Origin of the sequence: Pseudoalteromonas sp. HL-AS1 (genome assembly GCF_031198785.1) — a bacterium.
Lineage (GTDB): Bacteria > Pseudomonadota > Gammaproteobacteria > Enterobacterales > Alteromonadaceae > Pseudoalteromonas > Pseudoalteromonas distincta.
Genome location: NZ_CP133569.1, coordinates 1,646,451 through 1,673,176, shown reverse-complemented (window position 1 = coordinate 1,673,176; position 26,726 = coordinate 1,646,451). Strand labels below are relative to the sequence as shown.

Sequence of the window (26,726 nt, the reverse complement as noted above, 5' to 3'; positions counted from 1 at the left end):
CTTCACCTAATCAGCTGTATTTAAAGCTGCTTAACGTTATACTAGGCCCAGTTTTTTTACTGGGCTTTTTTTATGAAACGTAAACGCATTTATATCGCTTATACTGGCGGTACTATAGGTATGAAAAAATCGAGTCGAGGCTATATTCCTGCTGAAGGTTTTTTAACAGAAACCGTAGTGAATAACGCAGAATTTAATCGTGATGAAATGCCTTTGTTTGATATTCACGAATACTGCCCTCTTATAGATTCTTCAGACATGTCTCCAGAGCATTGGCAACTCATTGCTAATGATATCAAAGATAAATACCAAGATTATGATGGTTTTGTGGTGCTCCATGGCACTGATACTATGGCGTATACAGCCTCAGCGCTGTCATTTATGTTCGAAAATTTGACTAAACCTGTGATTGTAACCGGCTCACAAATTCCGCTCTCACAATTGCGTTCTGATGGCCAAGTAAACTTACTTAATGCCATGTATTTAGCTGCAAATTATCCTATTGCTGAAGTAAGTCTCTTTTTTAATAACCAACTGTTTAGAGGTAATAGAGCAACTAAAGCACACGCGGATGGGTTTAATGCTTTTGCCTCGCCTAATCTAGACCCCTTAGCGTTATCAGGTATTAATATCCAACTGATTAAAGGTCAGCTTAGCCCATATGTTGAAAATGAGCTGCAAGTTACACCTATTACACCTCAACCTATCGGGGTGCTTTATTTGTATCCTGGCATTAGCCAAGAGGTAGTTAAAAGCTTGGTCAATGGCAATATTAAATCATTGGTGCTACTGAGTTTTGGTGTGGGTAATGCACCACAAGATCCGAGCTTTTTGTCAATACTCGAAGAAGCAAGTAAACGTGGCGTCGTAATTGTTAACTTAACTCAGTGTTTAAAAGGTCATGTAAACATGGGTGGCTATGCAACAGGTAATGCGCTATTAAATATTGGTGTAATAAGTGGGTACGATATGACCCTTGAAGCATGTTTAACTAAGTTACATTATTTATTTAGCCAAAAGCTTGAAGTCGAAACGATTCGTCATTTAATGCAAGATAACTTACGTGGTGAGTTGAGCCGTTAATTTTTACAGGCTAAAAATACAAAAGGCACGCTAAATAGCGTGCCTTTATCGTTTTAAACAACTGTTTTTTATCTAACTTTAGCGTTTATATCTACTAAATCAGTTAAATGACACATTTCACCACTGTGGGTTTTTATGCCATGCTCACCAAAGTAATCACGCTGGGCTTGAACTAAATGCCCATTACTCGGTGTAGTTAATGTTGCTAAATACGTTTGTGTAGCTCCCAATACAGGGAATGCTAAACCAGTCATTATTGCTTGACCGGTAATTTTGCGCAAAGAGTTAGACTCTTTTTCAAGAGTGTCAATAAATTCAACACCTTGTGCAACGCTATCAAGGTAGTCAGCACGGATTATACAACCAGCGCGCCATGTTTGAAGCGTTTTAGATAAATCGACTTTCCACTGATGAGTACGTGATGCACCTTTAATTAGCGCTAGACCTTGACGATACGCAAGTAAGCTTGCAAGTAAGAACGCGTCTTTTAGCTCTTCTAAATCAATTTCAACATTGTTCGTTGATTTAGATGCATATGTCATCTCTTGTGCAGCCGTTGTGTTACATGCATTAGTTAAATGACGAGCTTGAACAGCAGCAACAAGTGAAGGGACAGCAATACCAAGTTCGAGTGCATTTTGCGCAGTCCAAAGACCAGTACCTTTAGCGCCAACTTTATTATCAATTAAGTCCGCAAGCGGTACATTATTATGATTTTCAAGTGACAATATATGGCTAGAAATAGACAGTAAGTAACTATTTAATTGACCTTCTGACCAGTCATTAAATATCTCAGCTACTTCTTTTGGAGAACGATTAGTACCTAAACGAAGTAATTGGTACACTTCTGCAATAAGTTGCATCAGTGCGTATTCAATACCGTTGTGAACCATTTTTACAAAATGACCACTTGCTGATTGGCCAACACGTGCAAAACACGAGTCGCCATTATAGCTAGCAGCTACTTTTTCAAACCATGGCTCAATACGTTCCCAACCACCTTCAGAACCACTTGCCATCATTGCAGGACCATGGCGAGCGCCTTCTGCACCGCCAGAAATTCCCATAGTGGCAAATTCAAATTTATTTTGGTATTTGAGTTTACGCGTTATACCGTCTTTATAATTACTATTACCGCAATCGACTATCATATCGTCACAATTAACGCCGGCCTCTACAAGTTCATTACAAACTGTATCAACTAACTCACCAGCAGGTACAAGTAATAAAATAGAACGAGGTGCCTCTAAACGCCTTACCATGTCACTTAAATCAGAGACAATGTGAAGCCTATCAGCCATGCCTTGTGATTTGGCACAACTTAGTAACTCTTCACCCGCATGTGGGTTTTTATCATAAGCGACTAGCGTTATCCCTTTTTCAATCAAGTTTAGGGCAAGATTTTTTCCCATAACGCCTAACCCTACTAATGCAACTTGCATCTAGTGTCCTCCTCGGTAACAACTATTTGGTTAGAAAATTCAGTGTATAAATTAAATAATACCGCGTGCATTATACTCATACAGTCATAAAATACTAACTATGAGCCCATACAACATGCTTTTTTATTACAGATAAATAAGCTACGTAATTATATCAAACATCAATGCTCTCGGGGTGACTAAAAGCAACGCTAATTGAAATTAAGATCATTGACGCATTCTGACACCGGTGTCATAATGATGACACAATAGTTTTGTATAAAATAGTGGCAAACCTTTGAAGTTTGCACATAATTAAAATATTTTAATCCAATATAGATATTTTAATTCAACAAAATAACGTCAACATGCTTTCACCAAGCAAACAGGAGAAATTGATGCTAAGACGCACGAAAATAGTCGCTACCCTTGGACCTGCTACCGATAGAGATAACAACTTAGAAAAAATTATTATCGCTGGGGCTAATGTAGTACGTTTAAACTTCTCACATGGTGTTGCCCAAGATCATAAAGACCGTGCGCAAGCTGTACGCGATATTGCAAAAAAATTAGGCAAGCATATTGCTATCCTTGCTGACCTTCAAGGCCCTAAAATCCGCGTTTCTACTTTTAAAGAAGGTAAAGTAACGCTTGCTGTGGGTGCAAAGTTCACTCTTGATGCAAAAATGGAAAAAGGCGAAGGCGATGTTAACTCTGTAGGTATTGATTATAAAGAATTACCTAACGACGTTAGCCCTAACGACTTACTACTCCTAAATGACGGCCTTATTCAACTAACTGTTGATGAAGTAGCTGGGCACTTAGTACATTGTACTGTAACTGTTGGCGGTGTTTTATCTAACAATAAAGGTATTAACCGTTTAGGTGGTGGCTTAACTGCTCCAGCATTTACTGAAAAAGATAAAGAAGATTTAATAACTGCCGCTGAAATTGACGTAGATTACATTGCCGTATCATTCCCACGTAGTGGCGACGATATGCGCTACGTACGCTCACTTGCTGAAGCTGCTGGTTCAAAAGCACAACTACTTGCAAAAATTGAACGTGCTGAAGCCGTTGAAACACAAGAAGCTGTTGATGACATCATTCTAGCGTCTGACGCTGTAATGGTTGCCCGTGGTGATTTAGGTGTTGAAATTGGTGATGCAGCTCTTATGGGCAAGCAAAAACTAATTATTCGTCGTGCTCGTTCATTAAACCGTACTGTAGTAACAGCAACGCAAATGATGGAATCGATGATCGATAACCCTATGCCTACACGTGCAGAAGTTATGGATGTTGCAAATGCTGTTCTTGATGGAACAGATGCTGTAATGCTTTCAGCTGAAACAGCTGCTGGTGATTACCCTGAAGAAACTGTTGCAACTATGGCACGTGTTTGTTTAGGTGCTGAATCTCAAAAAGAAACGCATGTTTCTAAGCATCGTTTAGATAGTCGTTTTTCTAACAATGCAGAATCTATCGCACTTTCTGCTATGTATGCAGCTAATCACTTAGATTCTGTTAAAGCTATCATCACGCTTACTGAATCTGGTAGCACGGCTAAATTAATGTCACGTATCAGCTCTGGCTTACCAATCTACTCGCTTTCACGCCATGCGAGTACATTAGGTCAAACAGCACTTTATCGTGGTGTTTACCCAGTATTTTTTGATTCTACAAAAACTGAAAAAGACGGTATGGTAAAAGCGGCACTTGATACTTTAGTTTCTCAAGGTTCTTTACAGTCTGGCGATACAGTAATTATTACTCACGGTGACTCAATGGAAACTGTGGGCGCAACTAACACAATGAAAATTGTAACTGTCGCATAATTAATACCAATTCGCTTAATTAAGTGATCTATTTTGAGGATAGAAAAACGTGTTGATAGCTATTCAAAAAATTTGCTATTTAGTTGTTCTCGGCAATTGCTCCTGCATTGCTCTACCTTCTGCATCCATGCAGTCGTAAATGAGAATTTTTTAACACAGGTAGCGACACGTTAGCCCCGCAAAATAACTAAGTATTATTGCGGATTGGTATAATTACTAAATATAAAAAATGCGAGCTTAGCTCGCATTTTTTTGTGCCTGTAATAAAAGCGTTGGCTTTAACTTGCTAATGCCGCTTTAACCTTATCTCGGTAGCTACGGCTCACTTTTAATTCTTGTCCGTTTTCAAGTACTAATAAATACTCGCCACTTACTTGTGTAACCAGCTTACTAATTTGTTTTGTGTTTACTATCGCACTGCGGTGTACACGCACAAATAACTGAGGGTCTAGCTCTTGCTCAAGCTCTTTCATTGTTTTACGAAGTATATGCGTTTGTCCATCTTCACAGTGTAAACACATATAGTCACCTGCAGCATCAACCCATTGGATAGTCGCTACAGGTACTCGTATAATTTCACCCTGCTCTTTTACTGCAAGCGATTCTGGGTAACGTCTATCTGTTAAGGTATCGCCAGTGGCTAATTTTTTTAATATTTCTTCGCAATTATTACCAGTAATACCAGCTACAAAACTCGCTAGTTTTTTCTTATGGGCGTTGTCTTGCTGCGTTTTTAAATAAGTATGCACTTTTTCTACCGCCTGTTTTAATCTGTTATCATCAACGGGTTTTAAAATGTAATCGAGAGCATGAATTTCAAATGCTTTTACAGCAAACTGATCAAAAGCAGTTACAAATACAATAGCAGGTAGTACTTTTGTACTTTCGCTAAGCGCTCTTGCCACCTCAAAGCCATTCATACCTGGCATCTGAATATCTAAAAAAACCAAATCGATTTTCTCGCTTTGGCACATTTCAATTGCATCAGCGCCTGAACTACACAATTTAATTACTTCAATATCAGAATATTCTTCAAGTCTTACCGCTAAACCTTTTCGCGCTAACGGTTCATCATCAACAATGAGTGTTTTTATTTTAGTCATTTTTCACAGCCTTCTCAAAAGGTACTCGCAGATTAACTTTTAATCCACTTGGCGTATTATGTGATAATACAAACGAATAATTATTTTCATACAACGTTTTTAATCTATCTTTGGTGTTAGCAACACCTACACCTTGAGCGTTAACTAATTGGCCATCAAGTATTTCAGTGCCTGGGCCGTTGTCACCCACTTCTAGTAATAATTCATTCGCAAATACTTGTGCTTTAATATCAATTACACCACCTTCTGTCAGATGGGCAATGGCATATTTAATCGCGTTTTCTATAATTGGTTGCAAAATTAAGCTCGGTACTAAAGCCTCTTTTGCTTGCTCGCTAATATCTACATTTACTTTCAATCGCTCATCAAAACGGACGCGCTCTATTTCTAAATAAAGCATGAGAGCATGTAGCTCTTGCTCAAGCGGTACTTTTTTAATTGGATCGGTATTAAGTGTGTAACGTAAAAAGTCACTTAACCTTGCTACCATTAAGTTAGCATCTTTGTTTTCTTTAACCAAAATTAAAGTAGAAATAGCGTTAAGTGTATTGAATAGAAAATGGGGGTTGAGCTGATACCTGAGCATTTTTAGTTGCGCTTCGTGTGCCATCGTTGTGGCCTTTAACGCTTTTTGTCGCTCACTTTGTAATAACTGATAATATTTAACGCCAAAGTACAAACCACTCCAACATAAAATAATATAAACCGAATCTAAACCTTGCTGCAGGTAATAAAACCACTCCTCTGGTCTATAACCATGGCGGTATATTTCCCATAGATTGAATTTTTGAACGACAGCCCATAGAGTGCCCGTTATATAAGAGGCACCAAATACTACAATCATTAACACCCAGGGCGAGGCATTCCAAATTTTACGGTAAATATACCTAAGCGGCACTGTCATCAAACAACCAGCGTAAGCATTCAATAAAATAACAAATACGTATATATCACGCATTTCAAATACTTTAGAGCCGATATAATTTACTAACGCGTAACCAATCCAGCCCGCGATTTGCAAAAGCCAAAAAAAACGTTGCCTGTTATCGACTAAAGTTTGCCAGTTCAAAATAGATGTTTACTCCGTATGGTTAAAACTAATTCCATAAAATAGGCTTTTGTTATTTTTATTATTTTTACCCATGTAGGGCTAATTTTCACAAAATTAGGTAGTCTTATTATATAGATTTATGAGTTTGCATAGCACTACAGCTTGCCTTGCTTTTTAAGAGTCTTACCGCAAACAAATAGTCGAGACACTAAAAAAGCGAAAGGTTATCCGCCTTCCGCTTTTTAAATATCAATAGCCTTGTGTAAATTAAGCTAGTTTATCTGATGCTACTTTGTACGTTGGATCTTCAATCACATTCACTTCAACTAAATCACGTGCTTTATGAAGCAACTGCGTACAGTCTTTACTTAAGTGACGTAAATGAAGTTGTTTACCTGCTTTTGTGTATTTGTCAGCAAGTGTATCAATTGCTTCTATTGCACTGTGATCAGATACGCGGCTGTGTTTAAATTCAACAATCACATTTTTAGGATCATTTTTCACATCGAATAACTCAGAAAAGTTTTTAACAGAGCCAAAGAATAACGGACCGTGTAGTTCGTACACCTTAGCGCCTTCCTGATCAATGTAGTTAGTTGTATATATCTGCTTCGCATGCTGCCAAGCAAATACTAGAGCCGATACAATAACACCCACACATACAGCAATCGCTAAATCAGTAATAACAGTCACGCCCGACACAAGAACAATTACAAATGCATCAGATAATGGTACGCGCTTCATCATTTTAAAGCTTGCCCATTCAAATGTACCAAGTACTACCATAAACATAACACCAACAAGTGCAGCTAATGGGATCATTTCAATTAAGCTAGAGGCAAAAATAATAAAACCAAGTAGCATAAGTGCAGCGCTTATACCTGATAAACGAGAGCGACCACCTGAATTTATATTGATCATTGATTGACCAATCATTGCACAACCACCCATTGCACCAAACATACCGCAGGTAATATTTGCAGCACCTTGACCAATACATTCTTTATTACTATGACCACGGGTTTCTGTAATCTCATCAATTAAGCTAAGCGTTAATAATGATTCAATTAAACCAATAGCCGCTAAAATAAGTGCATAAGGAAAAATAATTTGTAGCGTTTCGAAAGTAAACGGTACCATAGGAATATGAAATTCAGGTAAGCCGCCAGCGATTGTTGCTGTTTCGTCGCCTGTCATTCCTTTTAAGAAATCTAATACTGTATGCGCTTCTAAATCAAACCCAATCACTAATCCAGTTACAGTTACAATAGCAACTAGAGATGAAGGCACTGCTGTAGTCAATTTTGGCAAAAAGTGGATTATTGCCATGGTTAATGCAACTAAGCCAAGCATGATAAATAATGGATTTCCTGTCATCCATTCTTGTCCGCCCATACCGTCTGGCACTTTAAACTGCCCTAGCTGAGCTAAAAATATAACAATTGCTAACCCGTTTACAAAACCAAGCATTACCGGATGAGGAACCATACGGATAAACTTACCGAGCTTAAATACACCCGCGAGAATTTGCAGTATTCCCATCAGCAACACTGTTGCAAATAGATACTCAACACCGTGATCAAGCACTAAACTTACCATGACAACAGCTAGTGCACCGGTTGCACCTGAAATCATACCAGGGCGACCACCAAAAATAGCCGTAATTAAACCAACGATAAACGCGGCATATAGACCAACCAAAGGTTCTACATTTGCAACAAAGGCAAACGCAACTGCTTCTGGCACTAAGGCTAACGCCACAGTTAATCCAGATAGAATATCGTTTTTAGCAGAGCTAGGCGCCCTACTGAGTAAGTTAAACATTGAGGTCCTCAAATGGTGTAATGGGTATCAAAAAAAGCGCTAAATTCTACCAAATTAGCGCTCAGTTAACAATTGTCATTATGTGGTTAAGCTAAACTAAAAATGGTTTAGCTTTTAAAAGAAGTGCTTTTACAAAGGAAGTGAAGTACTGCGTTTTACACATGTCATTGTTACATTAGAATGTACTTCTTGGACGTATTCTAAGCTTAGTAAATTATCACGCACAAAATGCTCATACCCTTCTATGCCTTGTGAAATTATGCGTAGCATAAAGTCCATGGTACCAGCCATAGTGTAACACTCTGTTACCTCGTCGTAGCTCATGATCAGCTTTTCAAACTCAGCAAGATTCTTTTTACCGTGATTTGATAAACGCACATGTGCATATACAAGCATATCAAAGCCAAGTTTTTTCTCATCTAAAAGAGCCACTTTGCTTTTTATATAACCATCTTGCTCTAGCTTAGCGATTCGACGCCAGCATGGAGATTGAGACAAGCCTACTTTATCTGCAATTTCTGCGGTTGATAAACTAGCATCTTGTTGTAAAAGTGCCAATATTTGGCGATCTACGTGATTTAGAGACATTTTATTTCTTATTTATCAAATAAACTGGTTAAATTATACAACCATTTTAAAACTCAGTCTGCTTATTTTTAATGTTTATGCAGTTTGTAAACTTAAAATAAGCAACTTAACCAAACTTACCACTCACAAAAGGATTTGTTTTCTTTTCAAATCCCACCGTAGTGTCGCTACCATGTCCTACCAATATTTTAGTATTATCAGGTAAGGTTAAAATATGCGCCTTAATCGACTCAATAAGTTGTTCACTGTTTCCCTTAGGAAAGTCAGTACGCCCTACTGAGCCTTTAAAAATAACGTCACCGACAATAACGCACTCATAGTCTGGTTGGTAAAACACTATATGACCGGGTGTATGCCCCGGGCAATGTTTAACTAAAAAGCTAAGTTTACCTACGCTCACTGTGTCGTTATGGTTTAGCCAAATATCCGGATAAAACGGTTCAATGGGTTTAAATTCAAACATCTGTGCTTGCATAGGTAAGTTTTCAAACCAGAAGTACTCATCTTTTTGTGGACCAATAATTTGTACGTTAAATTGATTTCGTAAAATATCAGCCCCACCCACATGATCTAAATGCCCGTGCGTTAACCAAATAGCACTTAATGCTAGTTTATGCTCATTAAGGACCGTTATTATTTTATCAGTGTCGCCACCTGGGTCGATAACCACAGCGTGTTTAGTTTCGCTACACCAAATAATACGGCTGTTTTGTGCAAAGGCAGTTACAGGTATAGTTATGATTTCCATATTAAATTTCTTTACTTTTTTGATCTGGAATAACAACTTCTTCTTCGAATGACATAAGTATTGGATACTTTAAATACGCTTGATCATAAAATGGACTTTGCTCATATAACCAGTTTAATCGAGCTTCTGCGTCACTCGCGAATGATTTATCTTTAAGTTTTTCATCAAACTTAAGCGCAAGCTTTGGGTTATCTTTTAGCATTTGGCGTGCATACGGAATTAGCGCATAGTTTTCCATATATTCAGTACGCTGAAAAATAGTATTAAACTCACCCCACGCAAAAAATGAATCAGGGGCTTCCGGGTGCAATAAATGAACCGCTAATTCGCCTGCTTTTTGTTGGGTATTTACTTGGTACCAACCATCTAAATCTACATTTATAGCAGGGACGTAATCAAAAGTTGCTGATACTCTAAAACGCCCTTCAAATGGTGCTTTATCAAACGTGTAGTCTGCCACCTTTGCAACTTTCAAAGGCTGTGTGTTTGCCCCTTCAAGTTTATTAATAGAGACACCATGTAACTTTAGTTTCTTAATTATATTGCGATATACAGGCGGAATAAAAAAAGCTTTAGGTACTTCAACTGTATGTTGTACATCTTTTTGCCAATAAATAGGTAAGTCAGTATATGTATGTGCTTTACCCAAATACTTCACTTCATTTTGACCCGAAAGTGAATTCATGCTTGATGAATATTCAATGCCTTTAAACTGTGCAATAGTATCTGCTTGTTTGGCATAGCCACGCTTTACTATTAACTGTTTAGGAACAAATTCTTGTTCTTTTTTTACTGCATTAGCTAATTCATGACTGTGCTTTGATAGCGCAGTAATAGCACCATCTAAAAATACATAAGTTCCCAATACACGTTGCTTGTAAGGCTTCAATGAATGATTTTCGACTAAAATAGTCGGCAATGACTTTAAATCCCCCCAACCATTTGAAAAACGTGGCGTAGCAACCCAGCCCGCTAACCCTTTTTTAAAGTCGCGTTTATCCATAACAAAAACAAGTGGTCCTGGGATGTGTCCTTGCCTCGCTAGCGTATCGTCAATGAGAGGTTTAAAAAACTGGTTTAATGTATCTGATACCGCAGGCGATTCGCTCGAAAATACCGGATTGTAACCATAAGTCACATCGTATTGGTAATCTGCGCCGTCGGTAACGTGTACATCAATGTATAAATTTGGGTTGTAGTCGTTAATAACCTTTAAAACACTTCTAACTTCTGGGGTATCTAATTTAGTAAAATCACGATTTAAATTAAGGTTATTAGCATTTGTTCTAAAGCCCATTTTTGCAGGGCCCCGTTGATTAATGCGATTGAATGCACTGCTACGTTCGTGACCATCTACATTTAAAATAGGAATAAATAATATGTTTACCTTTTTTAAAATGTCACGGCGCTTACCCGTCGCTATATCTCTGAGTAACATGAACATGGCATCTTTACCGTCTATTTCCCCAGAATGTATTCCTGCCTGGATAAAAATAGTTGGCTTAGTGCTATTAGCCATTTGCCTTGCTTCAAAAAAACCTTGCTCACTGGCAATCAACATTTTTATTGCACGCTTACTATTACTATAGCCAATGGTTTGAGATTGAAACTGAGTAGGGTTTGCAGCAACTAACCTATCTACAAATGCCATTGTATTTGCATAATCGGGCGACGCTTCACCTGCAGATAACTCGAAGTCAGTAGTTAACGGCCCTTGTTTTTGTAAAAGCTCTACGCTTTTCCCCTGCCACTCAATGAGTGGAGGTAAGTGTGCGTCATACGCCACACTTGCAGATAAAATGAGTAAACTTGCAAACATAAAATTCTCTAACAAACGCCTTAATTATATAAATTATATCAACTAAATTTTTTATAATGAGGAAACTGCGGTGATTCAACAAAAAAATGCAGCCAAATACATCTCACTCATTCGCACCTGTATTTTTAGGCTTTATAACCTTATTAAATATTATACCAATCCGCAGTAATACTTAATCATTTTGCGGGGCTAAACATGTCGCTACCTGCGTTAAAAAACTCTCATTTACGACTGCATGGATGCAGAAGGTAGAGCAATGCAGGAGCAATTGCCGAGAACAACTAAATAGCGAATTTTTTGCCTAGCTATCAATACGTTTTTACGCTCTCAAAATAGATCCTTTAATTAAGCGAATTGGTATTACTCATTGGTTTAAGTTACTAAATTACAGGCACAAAAAAAGGAGCCATAGGCTCTAATGCCGTTCACTTAAGGTGAGCGGCTTTTTTATTTCTAGCGTACCGCTGTGGTCTTGGCTTGACTGCACGAGGAAAACCTCGATCCCTTCGAGGCTCTAGAATTAGGCTTTCTGCCATCGCATAAAAGTATTTTAATTGACGTGGTATGGCTCCAGGTGTTGAATAAGGTAATCCAACAAGCAACCTCATTATTTGAGCTAAACTACCATTGAAACTCAGTTGGTACGGTAAATAATCACCTTTTAATGTGTGGCACATTTTTACCATCTGATATCGCACCATATTATAAGTAAGCAACACTCCCCACAGCTCTTGCTTTACAAGCGCTGGTAAGCGACTTCTTAATGTTAATCGATTGCCCAGCATATATTGCTTTTGTTCCCGATAACCAAGCTCTATCTCCCAGCGGTGACTGTACAAATCACCTATATCGGCTGATAGATATCGCATCGGATCTGTCATAGATGTCATCACACTATATGATTTCCCCTTTATTTTTCGAGTCACTAACCTCGCGATTAAGGTGTTAGGCAGCGTTGGCCACATCTTTCTTGCTCTTGGGTTGCTGCTAAGTTGGACTAATTTATCATTACGCCCTAATGTTTGAATAACTTCATATTGCACATTTTTTTTCAGGGGGATTAGCCAATGGCGTTCACTGCCAGTTGTTTGCCATTTATGTAAAAGCCCTAAAGAATAGAAACCTTTGTCGAATAAAGTGAGACTGTTATCGGGTGTGGTTTCTATAAGCTTTTCAGCCAGCACCATTTCATTGACCTTGTAATCATCAAAAGCACTCCCCGTGATTAGGTGGCTGCTTAGCTCCATTTGACACACCATTCTGACCTGTGGGTATTGTGTATTAGTCGGTTTTGTAAAGGCTTCATTGTTTTGGGGTGAGTCATCCGTACGCCAAACGACACCATCGACACCAAGCAAGGTAAGCCCATTCCAATGAGGATGATTAGCGTCATTATTCCAATGCCTTTGGGTGCATTCAAATAAGGCTTTCATGGCGGCTTCACCTAGGTTTTTACGACGCTGAGTTAAAGCACTTGGCGCAACAAATGGCTTACCATCGCGGTCAACAATGTCGAGCATATTAACGACATCGGCCATCGATTTGTCATTATAAATAACCATCCCGATCAACAACCAAGCCATCGATTCTAGGGTTGGTTTTCTTTTTCGTAGTGTAACGGTTTCGGTCAGTGCATAGGCTTCTTCGATAAGAGATAAAGGGAGTAAGTCTGCGAGTATTTCAACGTCATTAGGTTTGATGTTGTTAATAATATCGAGAGCATTAGAAAGTTGCATAAAAAAATCCGAATTCTACAAAAGAATTCGGATTCTTACATACCTAGAAGATCGTTCAAGTGCTATTAACTAATTCTTAAATGATCGGCATTAAGCCATAGGCTCCTTTTTAATACTTATATAAAAAAGCTTAAGCGGCTAGGCCTTCTTTTGCTTTTTCTACAAGCGCTGCGAATGCAACTTGGTCGTAAACAGCGATATCTGCAAGGATCTTACGATCGATTTCTACAGAAGTCTTTTTAAGACCATTGATAAAACGGCTGTAAGACAGACCATTTTGACGTGAAGCAGCATTGATACGTGCAATCCATAATTGACGGAAAGTACGTTTCTTCGCACGACGGTCACGGTAAGCGTATTGACCCGCTTTAGTAACAGCCTGGAAAGCTACGCGGTAAACACGTGAACGTGCTCCGTAGTAACCTTTTGCTTGTTTTAAAACTTTTTTGTGACGTGCACGTGCGACAACGCCGCGTTTAACTCTTGCCATTTCTAAAAACCCCTATTAAGCGAACGGTAACATACGTGAAACTAGACCATGGTCATTTTTATGAACCATCATCTTAGGACGTAGGTGTAACTTACGCTTAGAAGTTTTCTTAGTCAGAATATGACGAAGATGCGCTTGTTTACGCTTGAAACCGCCAGAAGCAGTCTTTTTGAAACGCTTAGCAGCGCCACTGTGACTTTTTAGCTTATAAGCCATTGCAATAACTCCAATTGTATTGCTTTTAAATTAGTAAGCAGGCGTGAGATATATTGCTATAGCTCCACTTTTAGGCCTGACTTACTGCCATGTTCCGGTGAAGACCCAACATAAATGCCGCAATCTTACTTTAAAACCGGTTAACTCAGGTGAATATTCGCATATTGCTTGCAGACCTGAGCTAATTTCGGTGCGTATTATCGCTTAAAAATTATTTTTTAGCAACAGGCGCCATCATCATAACCATTTGGCGGCCTTCAACACGATTTGGGAAAGACTCAACTACAGCAAGCTCTTCTAAATCGGTTTTGATACGGTTTAATAATTCTATACCAATTTCTTGGTGAGCCATTTCACGACCACGGAAGCGGATAGTAATCTTAGCTTTATCGCCAGCTTCTAAGAACTTACGTAAGTTGCGAAGCTTAACCTGATAATCACCTTCATCCGTACCTGGACGGAATTTGATTTCTTTTATCTGGATTTGCTTTTGCTTCTTCTTCTGCTCTTTTAGTTCTTTGCTTTTTTCAAAGATGAACTTACCGTAATCCATGATTCTACAAACAGGCGGCTCAGCGTTTGGACTGATCTCAACAAGATCAACACCCGCTGTATCGGCCATAGTTTGCGCGTCTTGTAATGACTGAATTCCAGCTTGTTCGCCTTCAATGTCAATTAAACGAACTTCTTGCGCTGTAATTTCTTCGTTAATACGATTTTTTTGAGCTGTTTGTTGCCCTTTCTTGCCGCCTCTAATAGTACGTTCCTCCAAGAATATCAATAATATAAGCGTGTAATTGGCTGTTTGTTAATGCCTTACACGCTCGATTTTTACTGTCGATTTTTAATTTCTTCGCTAATTTTAGCTACAAAATCATCAACATTAAATTTGCCAAGGTCTTCACCTGTGCGAGTACGCACTGCTACTTCTTGCTGTTCAACTTCTTTATCGCCAACAACAAGTAAATATGGAATACGCTTCAGTGTATGCTCACGGATTTTAAAGCCAATCTTCTCATTTCTCAAGTCAGCAGCGGCTCTAATTCCAAGTTTATTTAATTTTTGTACAACTTCTTTAACATAAGGAGCCTGTTTATCGGTAATATTCATAATTACCACTTGCTTTGGTGCAAGCCACGTCGGGAATAAACCAGCGTACTCTTCAGTTAAAATGCCAATAAAGCGTTCAATAGAACCTAAAATAGCACGATGTATCATTACAGGTGTACGACGCTCGTTATTTTCTGCTACATAAGTAGCACCTAAACGACCCGGTAATGCAAAGTCTAATTGCACTGTACCACACTGCCACGCTCTGTCTAAACAATCGTACAAAGTAAATTCAATCTTCGGACCGTAAAACGCGCCTTCGCCCGGAAGATAATCAAATTCAATATCGTTTAGCTTAAGTGCATCAGCTAAAGCAAGCTCTGCTTTATCCCACATATGGTCTTCACCAATGCGTTGTTCTGGGCGAGTAGATAGCTTAACTACAATCTTCTCAAATCCGAATGTTTCATATGTATCATAAACCATCTTAATACACGATGACACTTCGTCCATTATCTGCTCTTCAGTACAGAAAATGTGAGCATCATCTTGTGTAAAGCCACGTACACGCATTAAACCGTGTAGTGCACCTGATGGTTCATTACGGTGACAACAACCAAATTCAGCCATACGTAGTGGTAAATCACGGTACGATTTTAACCCTTGGTTAAAAATTTGCACGTGACCAGGACAGTTCATAGGTTTAATTGCGTATTCACGTTTTTCAGACTCAGTGGTAAACATTGCTTCTGAATATTTTTCCCAGTGACCTGATTTTTCCCAAAGTGAACGGTCCATCATCATTGGACCTTTTACTTCTTCGTACTCATATTCGCGTAATTTTTCACGTACAAATTCTTCAAGCTCGCGGTAAATGCTCCAACCATCGTTGTGCCAAAATACCATGCCTGGTGCTTCTTCTTGCCAATGCCATAAATCAAGCGCTTTACCAATACGACGGTGATCGCGTTTTTCAGCTTCTTCAAGGCGCTTTAAATACGCTTTAAGTTGCTTTTTATCGCCCCACGCGGTGCCATAAATGCGTTGTAGCATTTTGTTTTCTGAATCACCACGCCAATATGCACCCGCCACTTTCATTAGTTTGAAGTTTTGGCAAAATTTCATGTTAGGAACGTGAGGTCCACGACACATGTCTACATATTCTTCGTGATGATATAAACCTGGGCGGTCATCTTTAGCGATGTTTTCGTCCAGAATTTCTATTTTGTATGTTTCGCCACGCGCTTCAAATGTATCGCGTGCTTCTTGCCAGCTTACTGTTTTTTTCACTACGTCGTAGTTGGTTTTTGCAAGTTGCAGCATACGCTTTTCAATTGCTTCAAGATCATCTTGTGATAATGAGTGTTCCATATCGATATCGTAGTAAAAACCGTTATCAATGGTAGGACCAATTGCCATTTTTGCGTCTGGGAAAAGTTGCTTAACTGCATGACCGATTAAGTGAGCACAAGAGTGACGAATGATTTCAAGGCCGTCATCGTCTTTAGCGGTAATAATCTCAAGACGAGAATCTTCACAAATTTTATCACATGCATCAACACGGTTGCCATTTACACGGCCCGCAATGGTCGCTTTAGCTAAACCAGGACCAATGTCGTTTGCAACATCAAGCGTGCTTACAGGGTTTTCAAAACTACGTTGACTTCCGTCTGGAAGAGTAATAACTGGCATTATAAATCCTTGCTACAGTGGTGACACCTACAATGTATCACGTGTATTTTTAATAAATTAAATGAGAATGACTCGACAACGCTTTTACGAATAAGCATTGACTAATAAATGTAGATGAGGAGTCTATTCAACTACAAAGATATATTGTCGCGTGCCGCGCATTTAATTACAAGTTTAAAGGGGTGAAATCCACCCGTTTTATCCACAAAATGTAGCTTTTAAAGCAAAAAAATCATTTTATTAAAATATAAAAGCATCAATGCATTAATTACGCGCCTACAACTATACCCACACTCGCATTTTAATGTGCGTTGCGTATAATACTGCGTAATTAAGTTATTTTAGAGAATAAACATGAGAACATGTGGTGTAGAAATTACCGGTAGTGATGTACTACTTTGTATTTTAAGTAAAGATAATGACGTATTTGATATTCGCGATGTGCGCCAAACACGCTTTACCTTAGGTAACGGTAACGACACTGAAGTAATGCGTAAATTTCAATTCGATTTTGCAAAATTAATGCAAGATTACCAAATTGATTCTGTTGCAATTCGTGAGCGTCAGCCTAAAGGTAAATTTGCTGGCAGTGCAAAAGGCTTTAAAATGGAAACTGCAATTCAATTAATCGACAACTTAGATGTACGTTTATTTACTACAACTGAAGTTAAAGAGCAGTTAAAACGCAACCCCATCCCTATTGATTTTGAAGAAACAGGCCTTAAAAAGTACCAAGAAAATGCTTTTGTAAACGCTTACGTTTACATCATGAAAAAAACATACCGCAGCGACGAAATGTAAACTCATTACTCGTTTAAAAACGCGTACTTACATTGTAAGACGCGTTTTTTTGTGTCTAAAAAGTAGTATTAGCTTTTATTAATCTAATAATACATTAGTCTAACTGCACCTCTCTTTGTCGACAATATGTGTTTATTTTAACTTTGTAGTTTACATAACTCACACACATTTCCATGGAGAGAGCAATGCACACACACTATTGCGGTAAAAGAAGTAGAGCAAATAAATCACTTGCCGTTATCTCAAAGCTACTTTAGAGGTATACAAAGCACACCTTTAACAAATTCAACTATAGGCGAGTACTTTGACTTTATTGTCGACAAAAACCCAGAGGCGTTAGCTGTTGTAGTTCATCATCAAGGTATTCGCTTAACGTATAAAGAATTTCAAAAAGAAGTTAATCAACTTGCTATGGGGTTGCTGGCACTTGGCGTGAAACCAGGCGAGCGTGTTGGTATTTGGTCTCCTAATAATATTGAGTGGTGCTTAACCCAATTTGCAACCGCAAAAATTGGCGCAATAATGGTTTGCATCAACCCTGCATATCGCCCTAACGAATTACAATAAGCCTTAAATAGTGTTGAATGCTCTACTCTAATCACAGCATCAAACTTTAAAGGCTGTGATTATTTAGAAATGCTCAATGGTTTGGCTCCAGAACTTGCAACTTGCGATAAAGACACACTTAATTTAAAAGCACTACCCACTCTTAAAAATATAATCCGCATTGGCGATGAAGCATCTCCTGGTATGTACTCTTTTAATGATGTTATTAACTTGCCAACATCGGCACATGAGCTTGAATTAAAAGCAATAGGTGCAAACTTAAATGCTGAGCAAGACATCAATATACAATTTACAATTTACAATTTACATCAGGCACAACCGGCAACCCAGAAGGCGCAACGCTCACTCATAAAAACATTTTAAATAATGCGCTATTCGTCGCCGAATCTATGCACTTTACGAGCGATTACAAGTTATGTATCCCTATCCCATTATATCATTGCTTTGCAATGGTATTGGGTAGCTTGTTGTGTGTTAGTAAAGGTGCAGCAGCCATTTACCCAGGCGATTCATTCGATGCAAAAACCACACTAGATGTAGTTCAACAAGAAGGGTGTAGAGCGCTGCACGGTGTACCTACTATGTTTATTAGTGAGCTTGAGCTAAGTAATTTTAACGATTATGACTTAAGTACTTTACGCACGGGTGTAATGGCAGGCTCTACATGCCCAGAGCAAGTAATGCGCAAAGTACAAACACAAATGAACATGCATCAAGTACTGATTGCTTACGGGCAAACGGAGTGCAGCCCCATAAACAACATTACCGAAACAGACTCTTCAATAGAGCGGCAAGTAACGACGGTTGGCCGCGCACTTGCCCATACTGAGGTTAAAATAATTGACGAACTGGGTAACATTCAAAAAATTGGTCAACCTGGCGAAGTGTGTAGTAAAGGTGCAGGCATAATGCGCTGCTATTGGAATGACGATGCTAAAACAAAAGCCACAATAGATGACAACGGTTGGCTACACTCTGGCGATTTAGGTGTCATGGATACAGAAGGGTTTGTCACTATTGTTGGCCGCATTAAAGATATGATTATTCGCGGCGGCGAAAACATTTACCCTCGAGAAATAGAAGAAGTACTTTACACCTACCCGGGCATTCAAGATGCTGCCATATTTGGTATAACCGATGAAAAGTATGGCGAAGAAGTATGCGCTTGGATCCAACCAAAAGAAGATGCTGTGCTTGATGAGCAAGCAATTCGTGAGTTTTTAAAAGACAAACTCGCCTACTTTAAAATGCCACGACATATCCGTTTTGTAGAAAATTACCCAATGACAGTAACAGGTAAACTGCAAAAATTTAAAATGCGCGAGCAAATGCAAGAAGAGCTAAGCGAAAATCCTTTTTCCTAGTTTCGTTTTTAAGTAACTGAGACTCTGGATAGGGAATTTATCTCAGAGCTATATTTAGAGCTAGCAGCGTTAAATTTACGTATGTTAGGACTAATACTAAAACGCACAGCCAATTGGCTGTGCTTTTTATGTACTGAATTTATTATAAATTCAACATTCTCTTTTTTAAACGTTCTAAATCAATCGCACTCGAGCGCACTGTTAATTTAATATAGCTGTATTCATATTCTTCTTTAACAACACTCATACTCGATCGGATTTCGCCCACAATACCTTTAGCTGTGTACGGTATAAGAATCTCTTCTTCAATCATGTCCTCTTGAGCAATGCCAATAATGTATTTGTGCAATTTACTAATATCATCTGGATTACGTGTAGAGGTCATCATCGCATCAGGAAACTCATCCATTAGCGACTGCTGCTGCTCAGTACTTAATTGGTCTGACTTATTCAGTACTAATAATTTTTTGCTACCTTCTACCCCAACTTCTGCCAGTACTTTATGTACTACTTCAAGCTGTGAGCGAAAAGAAGGATCTGAAGCATCTACAACATACAACAATAACGACGCATCATGTGCCTCAGCGAGCGTTGAATGAAATGAAGCAACCAAATCATGAGGTAATTTTTTAATAAAACCAACCGTATCTGAAACCAATATACGTGGCTGCGTAATTGGATACAGCGCGCGAACAGTGGTATCTAGCGTTGCAAAGAGTTTGTTTTCGCCTTCTACATCACTACCTGTAATTGCGCGCATCATTGATGACTTGCCCGCATTGGTATAACCAATTAAAGCCACTGAGAATAGCTCAGAGCGCTGCGTACGTCTGTCCATCATTACATCTTGAACACTAACAAGTTCGCGCTTTAATTCTGCTAACTGATCGCGCACCTTACGGCGATTAAGCTCAAGCGTTGTCTCCCCTGCACCTTTACCCATTTGGCGTTCTTTATCACCTGTTGATGTTTCACGCAGCCGTGGCGCGACATAATTAAGGCGAGCAATTTCAACTTGTAATTTTGCAGTTTTAGTACGCGCATGACGACTAAATATTTCAATGATAATACCGGTGCGATCAAATACTTCTACACCCAGCTGGTTCTCAACATTACGCAGTTGAGAAGGCGTTAAATCGCAGTCAAACACGACAACATCGGCACAAGCAAAATCTAAACCGTCTGATGGAATTTCTGATGGCATGTCGGATAATGGATCGTCATCAAGAAAATTCTCACCCTCTTTCTCATCTGCAGCAGAACCTTTATTACCAGTAAGGTGCGCTATTTCAGCCAGTTTACCTGAACCCAGTACATTTACTTTTTGGGTAGAACTTTGCTTTTGTGATTGTGTACCAACTACTTTAAAGCCAAGAGTGGTAACTAGGCGTGCCAATTCTGCAAGCGACTCAATTGCTTCATCGCCTTTAAAGTGAGGTGTACTAATAGAGATAAGTAATGCGTTAGGAAGTGATGCTTTTGCAGTTAGTTGCATAATTTTTTATGTTAATGCACCGCGAAGTGCAAACCTATTTTCATTCGAAAGTAGCCTGATCCTACGCTGTTATAGCTTGGCTTTATAGCGTTATAACTAACTTAAGCGGTTATTTAAATAAAACACCCCATAAATAGCTAAATTTATGGGGTGTTTTTAAGTACAGGCTCTCACAGCAATAAGCTGCAATTGCTTTAAACTATTTTAGTTAAACTACGCCTTGCTCTATCATTGCATCGGCAACACGGCGAAAACCAGCAATATTAGCGCCAAGTAACAGGTTAGTAGGTTGGCCAAATTCTGCCGCTGTTTCGTTAGCAATATTAAAAATGTTTTTCATTATGTGCTGTAATTTTGCATCCACTTCTTCAAAAGTCCAGCTTTGCATACTGGCATTTTGCGCCATTTCTAATTGGCTGGTTGCAACGCCGCCCGCATTAGCAGCTTTACCTGGGCCGTAAGCTATTTTGGCTTTAATAAAGCAGTCAATCGCGTCTTTGGTCGAAGGCATGTTTGCACCTTCACTCACCAAAATACAGCCATTGCTTAGTAGCGCTTTTGCATCGCCTTGAGTTAACTCATTTTGAGTGGCACACGGGAACGCAGCATCGGCTTTAAAACGCCACACTGCATGCCCATCTTCTGGGTAATCTGCGCGAGCAATATAAGTGGCTTCTGGGTAGCTTTCTTTATATTTGCTTAAACAGCCACGTTGCTGCTCTTTTAACTCTTTAATAAGCGTTAAATCTATACCCGCGTCATGAAATAGTGTACCGCGAGAGTCACTACAGGTAATTGGTTTTGCATTTAATTGATACAGCTTTTCCATCGCATAAATAGCAACATTACCCGAGCCCGAAATTAAACAACGTTTTCCAGCTAGGCTATCATCGCGGTTTTGTAGCATGTAGTTTGCAAAGTACACTGCGCCGTAGCCAGTTGCTTCTTTACGAACTAACGAGCCACCCCACATTAGGCTTTTACCGGTTAACACACCATCGTAACGCCCTGTTAAACGCTTGTACTGGCCAAACAAATAACCAATTTCGCGTGCGCCAACACCAATATCCCCTGCAGGTACGTCGGTAGTTGGGCCAATGTGGCGGTATAACTCGTTCATAAATGATTGGCAAAAACGCATTATTTCACCGTCTGATCGCCCTTTTGGATCAAAGTTAGCACCGCCTTTACCACCACCAATAGGTAGGCCGGTTAATGAGTTTTTAAACACTTGCTCAAAACCCAAAAACTTAATAATACTGGCATTAACACTCGGGTGAAAACGCAAGCCCCCCTTATATGGGCCCAAGGTAGAGCTAAATTCAATGCGATAGCCTTTATTTACTTGAATATTACCTTCGTCGTCAACCCAAGGTACACGAAACATTAGTTGACGCTCTGGCTCTACCATTCTTTCTATAATGGCTTCTTTTTGATAATTTGTAGTTTTTGCAAAAAGAGGTTCTAAAGATTCTAGTACTTCTTCAACAGCTTGATAAAACTCACTTTGCGCGGGGCTAGTTTGCTTTAATTGAGCTATCGTACTATGTATATAATTCATAATTATTCTTCCGTGTAAGCTATTTTTAAAATTTGAGAATTCGGGTAAGTATGATTAAGTTTGTTTTTTGAATATAAATCTATTTTAAAATCATAATTTTCATACACCTTACCATTAGAAAGAGTGGTGTTGCACGTCATTCAAGTTGAATTATTTTACTGTTGTGTAAAAATAAAACAGCGACTAGCCGAATTTTTATTTATTTTAACGATATAAAAATACAGTGCGCGGTTGCTAAAACCAAACATACAGTTAACAAAGGAGGTAATTACTTGATATTTAAATGTTCTCATTCAATTGCTAGTTTATTAAGCGGTATTGAACAATTTTAAAGTAGGCGTGTAACAAGTTGAAATATATTTAACTTAAAAACAACAAAACGCTAAAACAAGGGCTGTTTTAGCGTTTTGAAAGAGTAATGGCTTTACCTTGCTTACTCAGCAGTGCTTTGTGGACGAACCTGCTGTTGTACACCCGTTAAAAATAAACGAAGTACCTGGTTGTTACATACGCGGTAGTGCTTGTTATCTACTTTACGAGAAAACGCGCTTAGCTCATGCTTACTCAAATTAAAGTCAACGAGTGCCAGCGTCGCAATCACATCTTCCGCTTTCATATTTAAAGCAATACGCAGCTTCATAAAAATAATATTGTTATTTAACTTGCTCTCAGGAGCAGGTTGATCGCCTTCGCGCTTACCACGTTGCGTATTAATAAAACCATTTAAAAAAGTTGCAAACTCTGTATCACTTATTTCAGTGTAAGCTTCTTCGCCTTCTTTAGTTAACCAAGCAATTACTTGCTCTGTAGTAACCGTATGCTCAGCTGCAGCAAAAACATTTACCATAGCGGTGTCAGTTAAATTAAAAGTGTAGCGAATGCGGCGTAAAATATCGTTATTTGTCAAAGTAAATCCCAGAGTAGTAAATGCTAACCCAATGGTTAGTTATTGTTAGCTTGTAAATAAGCGCCCTAGTTTAACAGACTTGCCAATACTGCCCTATTAGTTTTTATTTAGCAGCGCACACGCTACCAATGCCGCTAATTACCCAGCACTTTTGCAGGGTCAACTCTTGTTGCTTGCCACGCCGGATAAATAGTAGCAACTATCGCAAGCACAAACGTAACAATCACTGTAATACCAATGTCTTCAAGTACTAATTTACTTGGTAAAAACTCTATAAAATAAACGCCCTCAAGTGGATTGGCTCCAAATAATTGGCTTATCCACGTAAAAAGCTCACTTATATTAAGCGCTAATACCACACCAATTAGTGTTCCTAGTGCCACGCCTACAAATGCTTGCATTAAGCCCTGCATTACAAAGGTGGCTAAAATAGTACTGTCTTTCGCGCCCATGGTTTTTAAAATTGCGATATTGCCTTGTTTTTCGCGTACCTCCATCACCAAGGAGGAGACAATATTAAAACTGGCTACCGCTATAATTAAAAACACCACAATATAAACAATGGTACGTACCATTTGAATATCTTGATAAAGGCTGCCTTGGGTTCTAAACCAACTGGAAACATACACGTAGTCGTCAATAGTTTGCCCTACTTTTAGCGCTATTTGGTGCGCCGAAAACACATCATCAACACTTAAACGCAGCCCGGTTACTTGGCTTTCATCGTAACCTAATGTTTGCTGCGCTTTGTTAAGATGTATAAATGCAGCGGTACTATCAATCGGTCCGCCCATTTCTATAACACCTGCAAGGTTAAGTGTTACGCGTTTAGGCGCTAATAATGATTGACCTTTTTGACTAATTTGCGGAATAAGTAATGTAATGTTATCGCCTACTTTGGCGTCTAACTGTTTTACTATTTGCTTACCTAAAATTACATCATCAAGGCCTAACTGACTCACTAATTTACCACTGGTAAACTGGTTTACCGCCGATACATTACTCTCGAGCGATGGCTCAACACCTCGAATTTCTATCGCTTTTAGCTGGCTTTTATATTGCGCCATTCCGTTAACGGCAATAAATGGCGCAGCCCCTGTTACGTGAAGTTGTGTTTGTAAATCCTCAACCTTTTGCGACCAATTTGCAATGGGTCTACTTGGTGCTACATATTCAACCTGCGGCACAACACTTAGCAATCTATGTACTAGTTGCTGCTCAAAACCATTAATTACCGACAGCGCCACAATTAAAACCGCGACACCTAATAAAATACCAATAGTCGACGCTTTAGCGATAAAACTAACAAAGCCGTTTTTTTCATCTTTGTGGCCTGAATAGGCTCTAAAACGTTTACTTAAAAATGCACTAAGCAACATGCTGCGACTCTTTAATAGCTAGTTTTCCATCGTCTAAATAAGCTATTTTGCCTAGCTTATCGGCAAGTTCTAAATCGTGTGTAACTACCACAAAACTGGTGTTTAAGCTTTGGTTAAGCTCATTAATTAAATCGTAAATTTTAATCGCATTTTGTTTATCTAAATTACCGGTTGGTTCATCAGCAAGCACAAGCGCAGGTTTAGTAACTAGCGCGCGGGCAATAGCCACGCGTTGGCGCTCTCCACCAGAAAGCGCAGACGGTTTATGCGAGTTGCGATGTGCAAGGCCTACTTTTTCGAGCATATCGAGCGCTTGAGCTTTGGCTTCTTTTGCACTCAAGCCTTTAATTAATAACGGCATAGCCACGTTTTCAACTGCGCTAAACTCCATTAATAAGTGATGAAATTGATAGATAAAGCCCAAATTTTGGTTTCTAAATGCGGCTTGCTCTGTTCGCGAAAGTTTTGCAACTTCTTGGTTTTTAATTTTAGCGCTACCTGAGCTTGCGGTATCTAATGTGCCAAGTATGTGTAAAAGCGTACTTTTACCAGAGCCAGAACTCCCGACAATAGCGAGCATTTCACCTTGCTGAAGCGCTAAATCAACGCCTTTTAATACTTCAACTTGGTTGCTGCCGTCTTGATAAACCTTACTTAAATTTTCACAACTAATCACTAAATCATTCATAACGTAATACCTCTGCTGGTTTTACTTTTGCGGCTTTACGCGCAGGATATAAGGTAGCTAAAAAGCTCATAGCAATACTGGCAAACGCTATTATTACTAAACTCAAAATATCAAATTTTACCGGAAGCTCTATACCCGCCAGTAAGTTTAAGCCCACTAATGCAAGTAGCTCATTTATATATAAACTAAATATTACACCTAAAAATGCGCCTATTGCGGTACCAATTACGCCGTTATATAAGCCTTGCACCATAAACACTTTTTGCACTTGCGAAGGTGTTAAACCTAACGTTTGTAGTATGGCTACTTCACCTTGTTTTTCGCTTACCATCATGGTTAATGCCGATACAATATTAAATACAGCCACCAATACAATGAGGGCAAGCAACATAGACATAATGCGCTTTTCCATAGCAACGGCTGCAAATAGAGTACCTTGGGTACTGCGCCAATCACTGTAATTGTGATCTTTTAAAATACGTTGGCTTGCTTCAATAAATTCATCTAGTTCGAAAGGTTCGTGCAATGAAACACTTAAATTTGGGGCGGTGTTTTTATCCAGCTTTAATACCCGTTGTAGCGAAGCGCCACTCGTAAACGCAAGTGCCATATCTATCTCAGATCCGGTTTCGTATATTGCGGCTACTTTAAATAAACGCTGGCTGGGTACTCGCCCAAGAGGTGTATATGTTGAAGCATTAGGCATAATAACGCGAAGCTTATCACCCACGCTAACGCCTAATTTACGACTCAAATAACGGCTTATAGCAATGTTGTAATTTTTGTTTAATACAGTTTTCCAATCGCCTTGCACTATTTTATCGGTAATTTTATACAAAGAACCACTATCGTTATAAAGGCCTTGTAGTAAAACGCCGTGCAAGTCTTTATTTGTTTGCAAAATAGCTTCGCCGTGGCGATATAAGCTTACATGATCAACATAAGGAGATTGTTCGAGATCGGTTTTAAGGTTGCCCATTTGGGTGGCAGTGTTTTTACCTGCGCTAACTTCAACATGCGGAATAAGTCCAAGCATATTGGTTTTTAGGCTATTTTCAAACCCGTTCATTACACTGCTTACCGTGAATAATGCCATTAAACCAATAGCGATACCGGCAATAGAAAAAAACGAAATAAACGATATAAACGCGTTTCCTTTAGAGGAGCGACTATATCTAAGCCCTATAAATAAGCTAACCGGTTGAAACATATTATTTTTAACACTTATCGTAAAAGTATTGAGCAATAGTAGCACGAAAAAAGTGCCTTTGGGTATGGCGTAAAATGTAAGAAATAATTTATAAATCT

General features: G+C 39.0%; 21 protein-coding genes and 1 pseudogene. 4 read left to right on the top strand and 18 right to left on the bottom strand.

Annotated features, from left to right (window positions below; all coding sequences use genetic code 11):
* Positions 1–72 precede the first annotated feature (72 nt).
* Positions 73–1,083: an asparaginase gene (gene ansA, locus RB214_RS07850; protein ID WP_002962901.1), complete on the top strand. Its 1,011-nt coding sequence runs from the start codon at positions 73–75 to the stop codon at positions 1,081–1,083.
* A gap of 68 nt (positions 1,084–1,151) precedes the next feature.
* Here the strand turns inward: ansA and gndA are convergent, their stop codons facing one another.
* Complete coding sequence (gndA, locus tag RB214_RS07845; protein WP_002962903.1) at positions 1,152–2,525, bottom strand: NADP-dependent phosphogluconate dehydrogenase; 1,374 nt, start codon at positions 2,523–2,525, stop codon at positions 1,152–1,154.
* Between the two features lie 377 nt (positions 2,526–2,902).
* On the opposite strand from gndA, the gene pyk reads away from it, so the two are divergent.
* Entirely contained in the window at positions 2,903–4,339 is a 1,437-nt protein-coding gene (gene pyk / locus RB214_RS07840) for a pyruvate kinase (RefSeq protein WP_002962904.1), read from the top strand.
* A 278-nt stretch (positions 4,340–4,617) separates the two neighbouring features.
* Here the strand turns inward: pyk and RB214_RS07835 are convergent, their stop codons facing one another.
* The 11 genes from RB214_RS07835 to thrS form a co-directional block, all read right to left on the bottom strand.
* The gene (locus tag RB214_RS07835) at positions 4,618–5,442 is read right to left on the bottom strand and encodes a LytTR family DNA-binding domain-containing protein (RefSeq protein WP_024596642.1); all 825 of its coding nucleotides are present in this window, start codon (positions 5,440–5,442) and stop codon (positions 4,618–4,620) included.
* Entirely contained in the window at positions 5,435–6,511 is a 1,077-nt protein-coding gene (locus RB214_RS07830; protein WP_024606563.1) for a sensor histidine kinase, read from the bottom strand. The genes RB214_RS07835 and RB214_RS07830 overlap by 8 nt, the downstream gene beginning before the upstream one ends.
* A 249-nt stretch (positions 6,512–6,760) precedes the next feature.
* Positions 6,761–8,317 carry a SulP family inorganic anion transporter gene (locus RB214_RS07825; RefSeq protein ID WP_002960702.1) on the bottom strand — a complete coding sequence of 519 codons (1,557 nt, stop codon included), beginning with the start codon at positions 8,315–8,317 and terminating at the stop codon, positions 6,761–6,763.
* 129 nt (positions 8,318–8,446) lie between these two features.
* Positions 8,447–8,905 (bottom strand): Lrp/AsnC family transcriptional regulator, encoded by a 459-nt coding sequence (locus RB214_RS07820; RefSeq protein WP_002960703.1) that lies wholly within the window; start codon positions 8,903–8,905, stop codon positions 8,447–8,449.
* 106 nt (positions 8,906–9,011) lie between these two features.
* Complete coding sequence (locus RB214_RS07815; protein WP_309168762.1) at positions 9,012–9,653, bottom strand: MBL fold metallo-hydrolase; 642 nt, start codon at positions 9,651–9,653, stop codon at positions 9,012–9,014.
* 1 nt (position 9,654) lies between these two features.
* On the bottom strand, positions 9,655–11,472 hold the full coding sequence (locus RB214_RS07810) for a M14 family metallopeptidase (RefSeq protein ID WP_309168760.1): 1,818 nt from the start codon (positions 11,470–11,472) through the stop codon (positions 9,655–9,657).
* A gap of 425 nt (positions 11,473–11,897) precedes the next feature.
* On the bottom strand, positions 11,898–13,208 hold the full coding sequence (locus RB214_RS07805; RefSeq protein ID WP_309168758.1) for an IS4 family transposase: 1,311 nt from the start codon (positions 13,206–13,208) through the stop codon (positions 11,898–11,900).
* A gap of 130 nt (positions 13,209–13,338) precedes the next feature.
* On the bottom strand, positions 13,339–13,698 hold the full coding sequence (gene rplT / locus RB214_RS07800) for a 50S ribosomal protein L20 (protein ID WP_002960711.1): 360 nt from the start codon (positions 13,696–13,698) through the stop codon (positions 13,339–13,341).
* A gap of 15 nt (positions 13,699–13,713) precedes the next feature.
* Positions 13,714–13,914 (bottom strand): 50S ribosomal protein L35, encoded by a 201-nt coding sequence (gene rpmI, locus RB214_RS07795; protein ID WP_002960713.1) that lies wholly within the window; start codon positions 13,912–13,914, stop codon positions 13,714–13,716.
* A gap of 211 nt (positions 13,915–14,125) precedes the next feature.
* Positions 14,126–14,686, bottom strand: coding sequence for a translation initiation factor IF-3 (gene infC, locus RB214_RS07790; protein WP_309168752.1), 561 nt, complete (start codon positions 14,684–14,686; stop codon positions 14,126–14,128).
* Between the two features lie 59 nt (positions 14,687–14,745).
* Positions 14,746–16,656, bottom strand: coding sequence for a threonine--tRNA ligase (gene thrS / locus RB214_RS07785; protein ID WP_309168751.1), 1,911 nt, complete (start codon positions 16,654–16,656; stop codon positions 14,746–14,748).
* Positions 16,657–17,010: 354 nt separating this feature from the next.
* On the opposite strand from thrS, the gene RB214_RS07780 reads away from it, so the two are divergent.
* Both RB214_RS07780 and RB214_RS07775 read left to right on the top strand, forming a co-directional pair.
* On the top strand, positions 17,011–17,457 hold the full coding sequence (locus RB214_RS07780; protein ID WP_002960715.1) for a DUF3010 family protein: 447 nt from the start codon (positions 17,011–17,013) through the stop codon (positions 17,455–17,457).
* 198 nt (positions 17,458–17,655) lie between these two features.
* Positions 17,656–19,388, top strand: a pseudogene (locus RB214_RS07775) (AMP-binding protein).
* A gap of 142 nt (positions 19,389–19,530) precedes the next feature.
* Here the strand turns inward: RB214_RS07775 and hflX are convergent.
* The 6 genes from hflX to RB214_RS07745 form a co-directional block, all read right to left on the bottom strand.
* Positions 19,531–20,883 (bottom strand): GTPase HflX, encoded by a 1,353-nt coding sequence (gene hflX / locus RB214_RS07770; RefSeq protein ID WP_309168748.1) that lies wholly within the window; start codon positions 20,881–20,883, stop codon positions 19,531–19,533.
* A gap of 208 nt (positions 20,884–21,091) precedes the next feature.
* Complete coding sequence (gene gdhA, locus RB214_RS07765) at positions 21,092–22,444, bottom strand: NADP-specific glutamate dehydrogenase (RefSeq protein WP_011328073.1); 1,353 nt, start codon at positions 22,442–22,444, stop codon at positions 21,092–21,094.
* 433 nt (positions 22,445–22,877) lie between these two features.
* Entirely contained in the window at positions 22,878–23,351 is a 474-nt protein-coding gene (locus tag RB214_RS07760) for a DUF1456 family protein (protein WP_011328072.1), read from the bottom strand.
* Positions 23,352–23,485: 134 nt separating this feature from the next.
* Positions 23,486–24,730 carry a lipoprotein-releasing ABC transporter permease subunit gene (locus RB214_RS07755; protein WP_165743562.1) on the bottom strand — a complete coding sequence of 415 codons (1,245 nt, stop codon included), beginning with the start codon at positions 24,728–24,730 and terminating at the stop codon, positions 23,486–23,488.
* A complete protein-coding gene (gene lolD / locus RB214_RS07750) occupies positions 24,720–25,418 on the bottom strand; it encodes a lipoprotein-releasing ABC transporter ATP-binding protein LolD (RefSeq protein WP_165743560.1) in 699 nt (232 codons plus the stop codon). Before lolD ends, RB214_RS07755 begins: the two co-directional genes overlap by 11 nt.
* Positions 25,411–26,628, bottom strand: coding sequence for a lipoprotein-releasing ABC transporter permease subunit (locus RB214_RS07745; RefSeq protein ID WP_309168744.1), 1,218 nt, complete (start codon positions 26,626–26,628; stop codon positions 25,411–25,413). Before RB214_RS07745 ends, lolD begins: the two co-directional genes overlap by 8 nt.
* Positions 26,629–26,726: the final 98 nt, after the last annotated feature.